The organism is Candidatus Micropelagos thuwalensis, from assembly GCF_000469155.1.
GTDB classification, from domain to species: Bacteria; Pseudomonadota; Alphaproteobacteria; order RS24; family RS24; genus Micropelagius; species Micropelagius thuwalensis.
This window is the reverse complement of sequence record NZ_AWXE01000001.1, coordinates 506,076-519,033: the sequence shown is the minus strand read 5'-3', so window position 1 is coordinate 519,033 and position 12,958 is coordinate 506,076. Positions and strand designations below refer to the sequence as shown.

Annotated in this window: 14 protein-coding genes; 2 read left to right on the top strand and 12 right to left on the bottom strand. The window is 46.0% G+C overall.

Annotation, left to right across the window (positions count from 1 at the left end):
• The first annotated feature begins 88 nt into the window (after window positions 1-88).
• A complete protein-coding gene (locus RS24_RS02520; RefSeq protein WP_021776609.1) occupies window positions 89-655 on the top strand; it encodes a hypothetical protein in 567 nt (188 codons plus the stop codon).
• Between the two features lie 6 nt (window positions 656-661).
• On the opposite strand, the gene RS24_RS02515 is transcribed toward RS24_RS02520, so the two are convergent.
• From RS24_RS02515 to rpsF, 12 genes are all read right to left on the bottom strand, one after another.
• Window positions 662-1,375 (bottom strand): SDR family NAD(P)-dependent oxidoreductase, encoded by a 714-nt coding sequence (locus RS24_RS02515; protein WP_021776608.1) that lies wholly within the window; start codon window positions 1,373-1,375, stop codon window positions 662-664.
• Window positions 1,375-2,835, bottom strand: a complete 1,461-nt coding sequence (gene purF, locus RS24_RS02510) for an amidophosphoribosyltransferase (RefSeq protein WP_038300596.1) — start codon at window positions 2,833-2,835, stop codon at window positions 1,375-1,377. Before purF ends, RS24_RS02515 begins: the two co-directional genes overlap by 1 nt.
• A gap of 44 nt (window positions 2,836-2,879) precedes the next feature.
• Window positions 2,880-3,563, bottom strand: a complete 684-nt coding sequence (locus RS24_RS02505) for a CvpA family protein (protein WP_021776606.1) — start codon at window positions 3,561-3,563, stop codon at window positions 2,880-2,882.
• A gap of 9 nt (window positions 3,564-3,572) precedes the next feature.
• Window positions 3,573-4,967, bottom strand: coding sequence for a DNA repair protein RadA (radA, locus tag RS24_RS02500; protein ID WP_021776605.1), 1,395 nt, complete (start codon window positions 4,965-4,967; stop codon window positions 3,573-3,575).
• On the bottom strand, window positions 4,968-5,732 hold the full coding sequence (locus RS24_RS02495) for an ABC transporter ATP-binding protein (protein ID WP_021776604.1): 765 nt from the start codon (window positions 5,730-5,732) through the stop codon (window positions 4,968-4,970).
• A 13-nt stretch (window positions 5,733-5,745) separates the two neighbouring features.
• Window positions 5,746-6,519 (bottom strand): MlaE family ABC transporter permease, encoded by a 774-nt coding sequence (locus tag RS24_RS02490; RefSeq protein ID WP_021776603.1) that lies wholly within the window; start codon window positions 6,517-6,519, stop codon window positions 5,746-5,748.
• Window positions 6,520-6,531: 12 nt separating this feature from the next.
• On the bottom strand, window positions 6,532-7,671 hold the full coding sequence (alr, locus tag RS24_RS02485) for an alanine racemase (RefSeq protein ID WP_021776602.1): 1,140 nt from the start codon (window positions 7,669-7,671) through the stop codon (window positions 6,532-6,534).
• Window positions 7,661-9,190, bottom strand: a complete 1,530-nt coding sequence (locus tag RS24_RS02480; RefSeq protein ID WP_021776601.1) for a replicative DNA helicase — start codon at window positions 9,188-9,190, stop codon at window positions 7,661-7,663. The genes alr and RS24_RS02480 overlap by 11 nt, the downstream gene beginning before the upstream one ends.
• A gap of 127 nt (window positions 9,191-9,317) precedes the next feature.
• Window positions 9,318-9,998 (bottom strand): 50S ribosomal protein L9, encoded by a 681-nt coding sequence (gene rplI, locus RS24_RS02475; RefSeq protein WP_021776600.1) that lies wholly within the window; start codon window positions 9,996-9,998, stop codon window positions 9,318-9,320.
• Window positions 9,999-10,053: 55 nt separating this feature from the next.
• Window positions 10,054-10,995 carry a DUF2232 domain-containing protein gene (locus tag RS24_RS02470; protein WP_021776599.1) on the bottom strand — a complete coding sequence of 314 codons (942 nt, stop codon included), beginning with the start codon at window positions 10,993-10,995 and terminating at the stop codon, window positions 10,054-10,056.
• A gap of 24 nt (window positions 10,996-11,019) precedes the next feature.
• Complete coding sequence (gene rpsR / locus RS24_RS02465) at window positions 11,020-11,253, bottom strand: 30S ribosomal protein S18 (RefSeq protein WP_008517847.1); 234 nt, start codon at window positions 11,251-11,253, stop codon at window positions 11,020-11,022.
• The gene (gene rpsF, locus RS24_RS02460) at window positions 11,250-11,669 is read right to left on the bottom strand and encodes a 30S ribosomal protein S6 (RefSeq protein ID WP_021776598.1); all 420 of its coding nucleotides are present in this window, start codon (window positions 11,667-11,669) and stop codon (window positions 11,250-11,252) included. Before rpsF ends, rpsR begins: the two co-directional genes overlap by 4 nt.
• 336 nt (window positions 11,670-12,005) lie before the next feature.
• Here rpsF and fabD point away from each other — a divergent pair, with 336 nt between their 5' ends.
• Window positions 12,006-12,950, top strand: a complete 945-nt coding sequence (fabD, locus tag RS24_RS02455; protein WP_021776597.1) for an ACP S-malonyltransferase — start codon at window positions 12,006-12,008, stop codon at window positions 12,948-12,950.
• Window positions 12,951-12,958 lie beyond the last annotated feature (8 nt).

Genomic DNA, 12,958 nt, shown 5'->3' with positions numbered 1-12,958 from the left:
AAGTGCGGCAAAATTTTACTTTTCTGTTTTATAAGACGGATTAAATTCATGTTTACGTTATATACTAATATTGTTTTAGGGTAATATTATGATGATAAATCTAAAGAAATTTAATCCAATGATCTTTTTTAAAAGAATTGACGACTGTAAACATTCAAATTCACTTTTTTTCGTTATGTTTGCCTTTCTTTTGACCGCATGTGCATCTGCGCCACCTTTTGAGGAAAGAGCAGAAGGTTTAATTGGTCTTGATGAAAAAGAGCTTCTTGCTTGTTCAGGATTGCCGAATGCAAGCTTTACAATGCAAGATGGTGTTCAAATTCTGGTTTATTCAATAAGAAGATCAGAAATTAAAGATTATGGTTTTGGTTCATATTGGGGTCATTGGGGAGGTTGCAAACCATACTATGGCAGTTTTACAAACCGATGCAGTCCCTTTGGTATTGCCGGCGATCTTGAAGTGAGAGAACGTAGCTGTCAGGTCGGCTATTGGATTAAAGACGGCAAAGTTACAAACATTATGGGTGAAAACACCGTCGGGGGTAACGGACTGTGTGGACAGATTCTTAATCGCTGCCTAAAGCCACTTGAACAGGCTGAAGAAGGAGCGAGTGGAGATCAGGCAGAAAACAAAACCGATAAACCGAGCTACTAAAGAAGTTCACCTTTTGGATATAATCTCACCAGTCTCCTGATAATCGGGTGAACAAAGTGATACAATTTGTGGTGCAATATCTTCGGCAGTCGGCAAGGTCGAAGGGTTTTCTCCTGGCATGGCCTGTGCGCGCATTGCCGTTCTGACCGGGCCGGGCGAATAGAGATTTATTTTCAAAGAAGTATTTTTTTGTTCATTAGCCCAACTCTTTACCAGCGCGTCCAGTGCGGCTTTAGATGTACTGTAAGCGCCCCAAAATGGCTTGGTAGAATAAGCCGCGCCTGAAGTTAAAAACACTGCCCGCCCGTTATCAGATGCAAGTAAAAGTGGCTCCAACGCTCTAATGAGACGTGCGTTGGCGGTTACATTAACGGCAAGAGTTTTTTCAAACTCATCGGGTTTCATGTGGGCGACGGGTGAAATCGGCCCGAGAATACCTGCATTTCCGACAAAAATATCCAGTTTTCCCCAGCGCTCTGCAATCACCCCGCCCAGTCGGTCAATGGCTTCATAATCGGTTAAGTCCATAGGGACACCTGTTGCCTCACCGCCTGCATTGACAATCTCGTCATAGACCTCTTCAAGTCCTCCCTGAGTTCTAGCAAGCAGAAGAATATGAATATTCTGTTCTGCAAGGGCTAGTGCTACAGCTCTGCCGATACCGCGATTGGCACCTGTCACCAGCGCGACACGCTGGCTGTCCGTGGTGATTGAATTCATTAACCCTGTTCCTGAAGTAATGAGAGCTGACGGAAATCCTCATCTCCCTCACGGTCCGTAAGGGCAGTCGGGTAATCACCCGTAAAGCAATGATCAGTGAATTGCGGCAGGTCTTTATTCCGGCCTTCTTCATAGCCCATAGCACGATACATGCCGTCAATAGTAAGAAAGGCGAGACTATCCGCCCCGATATATTCTTTCATTTCTTCCATTGAATGTGTTGCTGCAAGAAGCTGATCCTGCGTTGGCGTATCAATACCATAGAAATCTGGATGCGTGATTGGGGGGCATGCAATCCGCATATGGACTTCTGTCGCACCTGCCTCGCGCATCATCTGAACAATCTTCACAGATGTCGTGCCGCGGACAATACTGTCATCAATCAACACGACCCGCTTGCCGGTCACATGCGCTTTATTGGGGTTATGCTTACGTTTCACCCCAAGTTGTCTTCCCAGTTGGGTTGGCTCAATAAAGGTTCTGCCGACATAGTGGTTTCTGATTATGCCCATCTCAAATGGGATATTGGCATGCTCGGCAAAGCCAATAGCTGCCGGCACACCACTATCGGGCACTGGAGTTACGACATCTGCTTCGACATAACTTTCTTTGGCAAGCATTGCCCCAAAATTCTTACGGCAATTATAAACACTCTTACCCAGGAGAATGCTGTCAGGTCTCGAGAAGTAAATATATTCGAAAATACAAGGGCGTGGCTTCATTTGTGGGAATGGTTTGATGCTTTCAATACCGTCTTCATTAATGACAACAATCTCGCCATTTTCTAAATCACGTACAAACTGCGCGCCTATGATATCCAACGCGCAAGTTTCCGATGCCAGCACAGGTGATCCGTCCAGGTCACCAAGTACCAGTGGTCGAATACCTAGCGGATCCCGCGCGCCAATCATTTTTTTATTAGTCAATACAACGAGACTATATGCGCCCTGAATTTGGAAAAGCGCATCAATAAGTCTGTCAATGGTCCTCCCACGCTTACTGCGCGCGACAAGTTGTAAAATTGTTTCCGTGTCGGAGGTGGATTGGAAAATCGCTCCCTGTTGAACAAGCTCATTCCTGAGTGTTAATGCATTTGTCAGGTTGCCATTATGCGCACAAGCAAAGCCACCCCCAGCAAGGTCGGCAAAAAGTGGCTGCACATTTCGTAAAGCTGTTTCGCCTGTTGTGGAATATCGGACATGTCCAATGGCGGAAGTACCTTCTAGGCGATCAATCACGCTGGCTTTCGTGAAATTATCACTGACCAGACCTAAACGTCTCTCGGACTGAAATTTCTCACCGTCAAAAGAAACAATGCCTGCAGCTTCTTGACCTCTATGTTGAAGGGCGTGAAGGCCAAGTGCAGTCAGTGCGGCGGCATCAGGGTGATTATAGACTCCGAATACACCACATTCTTCGTGAAGTTTATCACCGTGAAGAGATTGAATAAGGGATGTCATTTCACTATCGGTCAATGCATCGTATCCTTTGCCGTTTACTCAATTTACTCAACGGTTTCTTCTATAAGAGCATCAAGTAATTCGCGTGTTTGTTCATTATAGCCTGCACTATCATCTTTGTCAGATAATTTGCCAGAAAAATTATCTTTTATATCTGGCGGCAAGTTTGGCATATTGTCGTCTATGGCATTTTTCAGTACGTCCGTTTTCATTAAATCATCAATATCCGGGACTCTGTCGGATAAATTATCAAATGGGATAACGCGAACCAGAATAGCTGTTGAAGATTTCAGGACGGGTTTGGATTTTGCCTCACGCACCCATTCCGGGTGATCATCAGGTGGCAATAGCAATAAAAGAATGAGATAAGCAAAAGATACTATCACAACGCCACGGGTGACGCCAAAAACCAGTCCCAGAAGGCGATCAAGCATGCCGATTGGACTCTTTTTTAATTTATCAGTAAATGCCTTGGAAGCGAGGCTAAAGCCGATGAGAATGATAACAAAAACCACAACCAGGATGACACCATCTGCAATCCAAGCCGGAGAAATGAACTCTCTAACCATGTCCCGCAATAATGGCAAAGCAAACAATGCACCGTAAAAAGCAGCAATCCAGCCAATAATAGACAGCACTTCGCGGGTTAAGCCGCGTATCAGTGCAATAATGCCTGAAAGCGAAAGAACCGCTATGACGATGTAATCAAGTGCTGCTAATTCAGTCATATTTTTTATTTAACATGACTCGTCTGTAGGGGTGACATTCATCTGTTTCAATAAGTCGGTCAGCTTATCAAGATCGTTCACTTCAAGCGGCGGTTTTTCAATATTAGCTGGCAAGGCTGTATTGGCGGAGTGGAAACCAAGTTTGGCAGCTTCTTTAAGTCGTAACCCTGTCTGGCTCACCGGGCGGATCGCACCTGAGAGACTGATTTCGCCGAAGGTTACACTGTTTGGCGCCAGGGGCTGATAGCAAATTGAGGAAATTAAAGCCGCAGCAACGGCTAAATCCGCGGCGGGTTCATTGACTTTGAGACCACCAGCAATGTTCAAGAACACATCCCGTCCAGCAAAGCTGATGCCGCATCGCGCTTCCAGCACAGCCAACACCATTGAAAGTCGGTTTGAGTCCCATCCGACTACTGCACGCCGGGGCGTGGCAAGAGATGAAGGCGCTGCAAGAGCCTGAATTTCGACAAGTAGCGGGCGTGTCCCTTCTAGTCCGGCAAATACAACTGAGCCTGGAACATTATCTTCCCGTGCTTCCAGAAAAAGTGCCGATGGATTCGCGACTTCTACCAATCCGGCACCGCGCATTTCAAAAACACCAATCTCATCTGTCGGGCCGAAACGGTTTTTCACGGCCCGTAAAATTCTGAAATGATGTCCGCGGTCGCCTTCAAAATAAATAACAGTATCAACCATATGTTCGAGCACACGCGGCCCTGCAATTTGGCCTTCCTTTGTCACATGCCCGACCAGCACAAGTGAAGTATCTGCCGATTTAGCATAATGAATCAAATCCTGCGCTGAGGCACGAACCTGACTGACAGTGCCGGGTGCGCTTTCTATAACAGGTGACCAGATAGTCTGAATGGAGTCGATAATGACAAGATCCACATGCCCGTCAGATTTTTCTGACTTTAAAGTGGCGATGATGTTTTCAACATTTGTTTCTGCGCCGAGCTGAACGGACGCGTTTGATAGGCCAAGCCGTGCAGCGCGCATTCTGAGTTGGGCGATAGCTTCCTCACCGGAAATATAAACTACTCTTTTTCCATATGCGGCGAGGGCAGCAGCAGCTTGCATAAGAATGGTAGATTTTCCGATACCCGGGTCGCCACCAAGTAAAATGGCCGAGCCTGGTACAAAGCCGCCACCAATTACCCGGTCAAATTCATTCAAACCGGATAGGGTTCTATCGGGTGTATCACTATCGCCGGACAGGCCAGTTAAACTAATTTTTTGCGCCTTCGTCGCTGCTTTCAGGCCTTTACCTTTGGGTGGTGTTTCATTGCTGCGTTCTTCGATAATTGTGTTCCACGCGCCACAGCTTTCACATTTTCCTGACCATCTTGGCGTTACGGCTCCGCAGGACTGACAGACAAATTTTGACTGAGTGCGCGCCATTTAAGCCCCAGAGATTTCTATTGGCCCGTCTGCAAGCCCGTTAACGAATTGCACAAGGAATGGGTCATCGCTTTGATCAAGTGAATCTACATTGCCCGTCCAGATAATTTTACCCTGATATAAAAGCGCGGCCTTATCTCCTATCGTGCGAACACTGCTCATATCATGGGTAATGGTCATTGTTGTGGCGCCAAGCTCATTGACGCAGTCCCTGATAAGGTGATTAATCACATCTGTCATAATCGGGTCGAGACCCGTGGTTGGTTCATCAAAAAAGATAATGGGTGGTCGTGTGGCTATCGCGCGCGCCAACCCGACACGTTTGTGCATACCGCCCGAAAGTGAGGCTGGATAGAGGTTAAGAATATTTTCACCCAGACCAACCAAGGCAAGGCTTTCCTTTGCAAGTTCATAGGCTTCATCTGCCGGCATATTATTCCCTTGCATTGCTGCAAATGACACATTTTGCCAGACGGGAAGGCTGTCAAACAAAGCACCGTTTTGGAAAAGCATGCCAAACTGCCGGTTCACCAGATCTCTTTTTCCGCCCTTTAGCCCGACTGTGGGGAAACCGTTAATTTCAATCTCTCCTTTTTCGGGTGTCAGTAATCCAAGAATGCTTTTCATCATGACTGATTTGCCACTGCCCGAGCCACCTATCACGACTAGCGAACTGCCTTTTTCAACGGATAAATCAACCCCTTTAAGCACATGCTTAGGGCCAAAAGATTTATGCACATTTGACAGTTTAATCATGTCCGTCATTGAGAATGTCCGGTCATGATGAAAATAACAGAGAAGTCATAAGATAATTGGCAGATAGTATGAGAATGGAGGCGGAGACAACTGCATTCGTTGTTGCGCGTCCAACCCCTTGAGCACCACCGGCGCTATGATAGCCGTTATAGCACCCCATAATGGCGATGATAAAACCAAACACTGCCGCTTTAATCAGACCCGAAGTAATGTCATCAGGCGTGATAAAATCAATTGTTAATTGCATGTAAATTGCGGGGTTAAACCCTAATGATTGGGTACCGACAACAAAGCCGCCCATAATGCCAATAATGTCAGCAACCAGTGCCAGTAATGGCATAGACAGAACGGCAGCAATCACACGTGGCGCAACAAGATATTTAAATGGCTCAGTTGAGAGTGTGGTCAGGGCATCAATCTGCTCTGTGACGCGCATGGTACCAATTTCGGCTGCAATAGCGGCACTGACACGACCTGCCACCATCAAGCCACCCAATACCGGGCCAAGTTCGCGGGTGATGCCTAGTGCCACAATGCTTGATACAATTGCTTCGGAATTAAATTGGTTGCCACCATAATAAATTTGCAAGGCCAGCACCCCGCCCGTAAAAAAAGAGGTGAGGGCGACGACTGGTAAAGAAAAGTACCCAATGCGTATCATTTGCTGCCCAATTAGGCGAAGATAATAAGGGGGTTGGATAATCGCTAGAAATGATTGAGCGATAAAAACAGCCAGTCGGCCAGTATGCGCCAGAAAGCCTAGAAAAAATTTACCTATTCTTGCCAGTGGGTTCATTATTATCTCCGGTTATGGCTTGTCGGATTGTTTATAGTACCGCTTATAACGTGTGCCAAGTCGTGTCAAAATTTCATAGCTTATTGAATTGGCTCTTTTAGCAACATCTGCAAGCTTTATATTCTCGCCAATAAGTTCAACCATCATACCTTTTTCGAGTTTTCCGTTAAAGTCGGTTACATCAATCGTTGTCAAATCCATTGATATACGTCCAATTAAAGGAAGCATTTGTCCTTCAAGAGCTACAGTGGCACTTGCGGGCTTGTTCTCTAAATCCCCTAAATGTCTGAAGATACCGTCTGCATAGCCGATACCGAGAATTGCAACTTGGCTATCACGTTGGGCGATGAAATCACACCCATACCCGACAGTTTCGCCCTGCTTCACATCACGAATTTGTAAAATCGGTACATGCAGGGACAATACATTTTGCAAACCTGCATCGGCAGTATCGAATTCAACACTACCGTAGAGGCCGATACCGGCTCTAATCAGGTTATAATGAAAATCGGAACCCAGAAAAATACCGCCACTATTTGCGAGACTGGCTGTTACATCCGGGAAAAGTTGCCGTGCAGCCTCGAATTTTTCCAACTGAGAACGGTTTTTGGGGTGCTCTTTATGTTCCGAGCAGGCCAGATGGCTCATTATCAGTCGCGGGGTAAATAGGCCGGCCTTCACCTGATCTGCTATTTCAGGCCAGTCATCGGGGCAAATGCCAAGGCGGTTAAAGCCTGTATCAATATGAATGGCGGCGGGGAGGTTAGAGCTTCTGTCAGCGCAAAGTGTTATCCATCTTGCCACTTCTTCTGCAGAAGCAAGGCAGGGGGCAAGCTTTTTATCTGCCAGTTCTGCACCGTCACAAGTCAGGCCATTCATAATATATATGTCGCTATCATTTGTGATGGCTCTCAGTGCGGCGGCTTCATTAGCGGTAGCGACAAAAAAACTTTCGCATCCTGCTGCTTTTAATACGGGTACGATGTTATCTATGCCCAGACCATAGGCATCAGCCTTGACGACTGTCGCCAGTTTCGCATTTCCAGATTTTTTCTGAAGTGCGACGTAATTATGAGACAAGGCCGTGAGGTCAATCGACAGGATTGGACACAACTCATTAACTGGAAATTTAGAGCTTACACTATTCGTCAATATAACCGTCCGGGTAACCATCCGGCAGATGTGTATCTTTCACCAAATCATGGAAGCGTGTGAATTGAGCTTCAAACGCCATATCGACGGTCTTAGTTGGCCCGTGACGGTTTTTCCCAATAAGAAGTTCGGCTCTACCCATTGCCTGATCCATATCTGCCTGCCATTTAAGATGCTCTTCAGTGCCCGGCTTGGGCTGATTTTTATTAATGTAATATTCCTCTCGGTAAACAAACATAACAATATCAGCATCTTGTTCAATAGACCCCGACTCGCGTAAGTCTGCAAGTTGAGGGCGCTTGTCATCTCTATTTTCAACCTGACGCGAAAGCTGGGATAGTGCGAGGACTGGAACTTCGAGTTCTTTGGCGAGAGCTTTCAGGCCTTGTGTGATGATGCTGATCTCGTGAACTCTATTTTCAACACCGCCTGATGATGACGCACGAACAAGTTGAAGGTAATCAACGACGATGAGTCCCAATCCATATTGTCTTTTGAGCCGTCTTGCGCGGGCTGTAAGAGTTGAAATCGGAATAGCGCCAGTGTGGTCAATATAAAGCGGTAGAGACTGAAGTTCCTTTGCCGTATTAAACAGCCGGGTATATTCTTCATCTGTCAGACTTCCTTTCCGAATGGAGTCGGATGAGATTTTAGTTTGCTCTGCAATGACACGCGATGCGAGTTGTTCGGCTGACATCTCTAGAGAGAAAAACCCAACAACAGCACCGTCTTTTACAATCTGACGTCCATCGGGCTGAATTTCAACATTGCCGTCGGCTACGGCGCGGGCATATTTGCGTGCAATGTTAAAAGCGATGTTGGTGGCTAAGGCCGTTTTACCCATGCCGGGGCGCCCTGCCAAAATCAGCAGATCACTTTCTTGTAACCCGCCCAGTACATCATCTAAATCTATAAACCCTGTGGAAATGCCTGAGAGTTTTCCTTCACGCTTATAAGCCCGGGTGACCATTTCAACTGCCCCGCTGACAGAATTGTCAAAGCTCATAAAACCTGAGCTGTGATGGCCTTTTTCAGCAATTTCGTAAAGCGCTTGTTCTGCAGTCTCAATTTGTTGTGATGGGCTGTCGTCAATCTCTGCATCATGTGCCGTGACCACCATATTCTCGCCAAGTTTGATGATTTCACGACGTAAAGCGAGGTCATAAATGGTTTTACCATATTGCTTAGCATTAATAATGGTGGTGGCGTTACTGGCGAGTTTAGATAAATATGCTGTACCGCCAAGTTGGTTAACACCCTCATCATGCTCAAAATAGTTTTTGAGTGTTACGGGTGATGCGGCATTGCCATTATCAATAAATTTTGCAGCGGCTTCAAAAATTCTGCCGTGAACTGGGTCATGGAAATGATGAGGTTCCAGAAAATCTCGAACACGGTCAAGGACATCGTTATTGACGAGCAGAGCCCCCAAAAGCCCTTGTTCTGCTTCGATGTTATGCGGGAGTGAGCGATATTCTGCTTCCTGATTGTTGTTGAGAGGTTGAATAATGCTTTCCATACAAATTTAATATCAGATAAAAAATAAAAAAAATGCAAAAAAAAGCTCCGCGAAAACTTAATTTCAGCGGAGCTTGTGAACAGTGGGGAAAAATCAAAAATAAAATTTTTCTCTAGCTTGACAAAGGCTACTCGGTGCTATCTTCGGCCTCTTCTGGAGTAATTTCTTCAGTACTTTCAGCCTCAGAGTCGTCTTCTGTTTCTGGAGCAGCTTCAACTTCTGGAGCGTCTTCGCTTTCAGTCTCATCGGAAAGATTCACATCTGCGCCTTCCTCAAAAACTTCCTCGGCTTGAAGCATGATTTCTTCTTCTTCAATCTTTTCGATAGTGACATCTTCGCCTTTACTTTGACGTTCAGCCTCTTCTTCAGTACGGGCGACGTTGACTGTCACTGTAGACGACACTTCAGGGTGGAGTGTCACCTTGGTTTCATGAAGACCAAGAACTTTAATAGGTGCGTCGAGGCCAATTTGACCACGTTCAAGATTAAAACCTTTTTCTGTTAAGGCTTCAGCAATATCGCGTGGACTAACAGACCCGTATAGCTGGCCGGTTTCGCCGGATTGCCTGATGATGATAACTGTCTCGCCGTCCAGCTTGGCTTTCACGCCTTCAGCTTCTGATTTCTGCTCGAGATTTCTAGCTTCAAGCTGGGCGCGTTCATTTTCAAAGCGCTCCAGGTTGGATTTATTGGCGCGTAAGGCTTTGCCCTGAGGTAACAGAAAGTTTCGGGCATATCCATCTTTGACAGTGACGACGTCGCCCATCTGTCCAAGTTTTGCAATTCTTTCGAGCAGTACAACCTGCATTTTATTCTCCTTAGTCGTCAAACTAAACGGCTAAATCGTTTGACGTCCATTCCGTTTAAAATCTTGATCTGATACCTATGCGGGACTCAACAAGCCCGGTAATGCTTACGAGAATCGCAACCCAAGGCACCAGAAAAACAATAAAATAAACAGCCGTAATGAAAACTCCACGACCATTCCATGTGCGGGAGATAGCATGAATTACCGCAAGACCCAATAGAAAATATGCGGTTAAACACAAACAAACCAGAACAAGGAAAAACACCGAAACCCAGTCTGAAGATATAAATATCAGCAGAAGGAGACCAGTCAGAACATATTCTAACTTGCCCGGCAGTTGCATCACCGAATAATCGGGTGTTGGTCGTAAATTAATTTTAAAAAACTTGGCTATTGTCTGTGCAGTTTGCAGACTACCCAGGATAATTAACATCCATGTTAATGGCGTCAAAACAATAATTGTCTCGGCCAGAATTCTGACAAGATTATCCGTTAATTCTACTTGATAAAGGGTTTCAATATCGCGGATAAAATTCTCATTACTAAGTATCATTGTTTGCAGGATACCAGGTAAACCGCCCGTATTATTTGCCGATAAACCAAAAGCCAAAAAGGAAAAGCTGGCGCAAAAAGCTATGGCCCAGATGATTAAACGCTCAGGCGGATAATAGACACGTTCATTGACGGAAGTATCTGCATCTGAAGAGGCGGTGTTTTCGTTATCTGCTTGCATAGAGCGCGATAACAAAGCTTGGCGGACAAAGAAAATGGCGGGCAAACCAATAGTGATAGCCATGCCAATAGCAATACCAATATTCAGCCACAGGCCGAGTAAAATAAAAGAAATGATTATACTGGCAATGGTTGAATACAGGCCCCAAGCCAGCCCAACCAACATGCTGGGTATCATCGCAAAGGGGGAAAGCAGCACACTCACCGTCAAAAGAGCTGTTACCAACCCAGCGATTACATTCCTTAAGAGAAAGTCATATGGCATATGCGACCCCAATCAGGGCTTGAACTACTCGACTGTATAAGGCATCAGAGCCAGAAAACGTGAGCGTTTGATAGCTTTTGCTAACTCTCTTTGTTTTTTGGCTGAGACGGCGCTTATCCGGCGGGGGACAATTTTGCCGCGTTCGGATACATATTTTTGAAGCAAGCGCACGTCTTTATAGTCAATTTTAGGAGCGTTCTCGCCTGAAAAAGGACAGTTTTTCTTACGACGGTTAAATGGCTTACGACCAAAACTCATGAGTCTTCTCCTGAATTTGAACTTATCTCTTCGCTGGCGGATGAACCTTCACCATCATTGTAGTCGCCACCGCGTCTTTTTCTTTCATCTTTATTTTTGCTGCTCAGAGGAGCAGAGGGCTCCGTATCATGTTCATCAACACGAATGGTCATGAAACGTAAGATGTCATCATTGAGACTCATTTGACGCTCCATCTCTGAAATCGCCGAATGATCAGCTGTGATATTAAGAAGCGAATAATGGCCTTTACGATTCTTTTTAACACGATAGGCAAGGCTTCTAAGGCCCCAATATTCTGTTTTTTCGACGCTACCACCCTGTTCAGAGAGAATGGCTGTCAAGTTTTCGGTAAGACTCTCAACCTGTTGCTGAGAAATATCCTGACGGCAAATAAACACATGTTCGTATAGAGACATATGCCTTTCCTTTCTTTAACCTTACCGGATGATTCCGATAAGAAGACCAATGTGAACTCGGCGCTGAGCCTCCAGCAAGCCCCAATCCGGTCTGAGGGAAAGGCTTACAGGGAACGCGAGAGCGAAGACACGGGAATACGGATTTAAACCTGTCACAATAAATCTAAAAATGAAAAGATTTAATGTGATATTCCGTTCAGCCTTCAGCCGAGCAAATTCACGAAGGGTGATACACGGTAAAGCACTATGTAGCAAGGGTTTTTTAATTGAGAATTTATAGTACTTGGCAATCTCCGTCGCGATATGTAAGTAATGTGCTTAAGACAAGGAGGGATTATGAGCCGAGCTATTATTTTTCCCGGTCAAGGGAGTCAGTCAGTAGGCATGGGACGTGGGCTAGCCTCGCAATACCCAGAAGCCAGAGAAGTTTTTGAGGCTGTAGATGATGCATTGGGCGAGAAGCTGTCTGCTGTCATCTGGAATGGTCCTGGTGAGGAATTAACTCTAACAGAAAATGCGCAACCCGCTTTAATGGCCGTTTCGCTTGCGACTTTTCGTGTTCTTGAAAATCAAGGGTTTAACCTTTCCATTCATGCCGATTATGTCGCTGGTCACAGCCTTGGCGAATATTCAGCTTTGGCTGCGTCGGGTGCGTTAACACTTGCGGATACAGCAAAATTACTTCGGATACGAGGCAAAGCCATGCAACAAGCCGTTCCTGTGGGTGTTGGTGCAATGGCAGCCCTATTGGGGCCAGATTTTGATACTGTTGTTGAGATTGCTGCTAAAGCAAGCACCGATGAAGAAATTTGCAGTGCTGCTAATGATAATGCCCCAGGCCAGGTCGTGATTTCTGGTTCTGCTGCTGCTGTTGCGCGGGCAATTGACCTGGCAAAGGAAGCTGGCGCGAAGCGGGCCGTTGAGTTACCAGTTAGCGCACCTTTCCATTGTTCACTTATGTCACCCGCCGCTGATGCAATGCGCGATGCTCTGGCGGATGTTGAGATTTCAGCACCCCAAATCCCTATAGTCACCAATGTGACGGCAGCTTCTTGTTCCGACCCAGAAGAAATACGTTCTCGGCTTGTTGAGCAGGTTACTGGAAGTGTCAGGTGGCGTGAGTCCGTAGAATGGCTCTGTCAGAATAACGTGACTGAACTGGTTGAAGTCGGTAGCGGTAAGGTGCTGACCGGGCTGGCGCGACGTATCACTAGGGAATTAGTTGCTTCAGCGATTAATGAGGCCGAGGACGTTGACGCATTCATAGCAAGCCTTACATAGGCCAACAT